Source organism: Streptomyces sp. 796.1, from assembly GCF_047525675.1.
In the GTDB taxonomy this organism is placed as follows: domain Bacteria; phylum Actinomycetota; class Actinomycetes; order Streptomycetales; family Streptomycetaceae; genus Streptomyces.
Genome location: NZ_JBLIWA010000098.1, coordinates 1 through 2,349, shown reverse-complemented (window position 1 = coordinate 2,349; position 2,349 = coordinate 1). Strand labels below are relative to the sequence as shown.

Below are 2,349 nucleotides of genomic sequence, written 5' to 3'. Positions count from 1 at the left end.
CGGCCGTCGCACACAGCGAGGAACCCCAACTGGCCTTGCGTAAAGGCGAGTTCCACGCACCCCGACTCGCCAGGGTGGAGGTCCCGAGCGCCGCGGGTGTTGATGTGGAGACACCTCAGGGCCCGGCCGCGGAGGCGAGCGGGCAGGACGCGGACGCGGGGGACGGGCCGGTGCGGCTGCGGCCGGGCGGGTCCGTCGTGGTGACCGGTGGCACCGGGGACCTGGGCGCGCTGGTCGCCCGGCACCTCGTGGACCGGTACGGCGTGCGCCACCTCGTACTGGCGAGTCGGCGTGGGGCGGAGGCGGCCGGGGCGCGGGAGCTGCAAGCCGAGTTGGTGGCGGCCGGCGCGCGGGTGGAGTTGGTCTCCTGCGACGTGACGGACCGCGCGGCGGTGGCCGCGCTGCTGGCGTCCGTACCCGACGACCACCCGCTGACCGGCCTCGTGCACTGCGCCGGGGCGCTGGACGACGGGGTGATCGAGGCCCTGACCGAGGAACGCGTCGACCGGGTCTTCGCGCCGAAGCTGGACGCGCTGTACTACCTGGACGAGGCGACGCGCGGCCTGGACCTGCCCCTGTTCGCCGTCTTCTCGTCGGCCGCCGGGGTACTGGGCACCGCGGGGCAGGCGAACTACGCGGCGGCCAACGCCGCGGTTGACGCCGTGGTACGGGCCCGCCATGCGGCCGGGCTGCCCGGGGTTTCGATGGCCTGGGGCTGGTGGGGCCAGGGCACCGGGCTGACCGGCAAGCTGAACGAGGCCGACCGGGAGCGGTTCGCCCGCGGCGGGGTGGCGGCGATGAGTGCGGCCGAGGGCCTGGCCCTGTTCGACGCGGCGCTGGCACACGGCGCGCCGGTGCTGGTCCCGGTGAAGCTCAACCTGGCCCGGTTGGCCGCCGCCGGCCCCGTACCGCCGCTGCTCAGCGCGCTCGCACCGGCCGGGGCGGCAGCCGCGCGGCGGACCGCGGCGCACGACGGCGGCGGGGCCGACGGCGTGCGGTCGCTGCGCGAGCGGCTGGCCGCACTGCCGGCGGCGGACCGCGAACGGCACCTGGTCGACCTGGTGGCGGGGCAGGTGGCCGCAGTGCTCGGGCACAGCGGGGCGGCCGGGGTCGAGGTGGGCAAGCCGTTCACCGCGCTCGGCTTCGACTCGCTGACCGCCGTCGAACTCCGCAACCGGCTCGGACAGGCCACCGGGCTGCGACTGCCAGCCACCCTCACCTTCGACCACCCCACCCCGCTGGTGCTGGCCCGCTTCCTCCTCGGCGAGGTCCTGCCGAGCGAGACGGACACCCTCGACTGGGCCATGCGAGAAATCGACAAGATGGAGTCCCTGCTCGCCGACCTCCCCCCGGAGGACGCGGTACGGGCACGAGTGCAGGACCGGCTGCGCGTACTGCTTTCGCGCTCCGGGGAAACCGCCGGGGAAATGAGCGGGGCGGCTGTGACGGAGCATTTGCAGTCGTCCTCCGCCGAAGAGCTGTTCGAGTTCGTTGACCGGCAATTGGGAACATGACCTTCTGGTCTCCCACTCCCTTACTCGTATTGAGCAGAAGGCTGATCCCATGGACGAGAACAGCAAGCTCCGCGATTATCTGGTGCGACTGAGCGGGGAACTCCAGAACACCCGCCACCAACTGCGCGACTTGACTGAGAAGAACTCCGAACCGATCGCCGTCATCGGCATGGCCTGCCGTTTCCCGGGCGACGTGAATTCACCGGAAGACCTCTGGCGCCTCGTCACCGAAGGGAAGGACGTCCTCACGCCCTTCCCCGAAGACCGCGGTTGGGACGTCGACGACCTTTACGACCCGGACCCCGAGGCCGCGGGCAAGACGTATCTGCGGGTCGGCGGGTTCCTGCCCGACGCCGGTGATTTCGACGCCGAACTCTTCGGCATCAATCCGCGCGAGGCGCTGCTCATGGACCCGCAGCAGCGACTGCTCCTCGAATCGGCCTGGGAGACATTCGAGCGGGCCGGCATTCCGCCCGAGGAATTGAAGGGAAGCAAGACCGGGGTCTTCGCGGGCGTCATCCAACACGATTACAACCCCTGGACGAACGCGGGGTTGGAGTTGATGGACGGCTACGGCGGCACCGGCACCGCGGGGGGTGTCGCGTCCGGCCGCATCTCCTACACCTTCGGTCTCGAAGGCCCTGCCGTCACGGTGGACACCGCCTGTTCCTCGTCGCTGGTCACCATCCACCTGGCCTGCCAGTCGCTGCGCTCCGGCGAGAGCAGCCTCGCGCTGGCCGGCGGTGCCACGGTCATGGCGACCCCGAACCTCTGGGTGGACTTCAGTCGGCAGCGTGGGTTGTCGAGTGATGGTCGGTGCCGGGCGTTTGCGGAG

The 2,349-nt window shown here is 71.4% G+C and carries 2 protein-coding genes; both read left to right on the top strand.

Annotated features, from left to right (window positions below):
* Positions 1–1,514, top strand: a 1,514-nt coding sequence (locus tag ACMA1D_RS31870; protein ID WP_414727455.1) for an SDR family NAD(P)-dependent oxidoreductase, incomplete at its 5' end; no start/stop codon positions are given.
* A 49-nt stretch (positions 1,515–1,563) separates the two neighbouring features.
* Positions 1,564–2,349 (top strand): beta-ketoacyl synthase N-terminal-like domain-containing protein (locus ACMA1D_RS31865; RefSeq protein WP_414727454.1); only part of this gene is annotated, 786 nt, incomplete at its 3' end.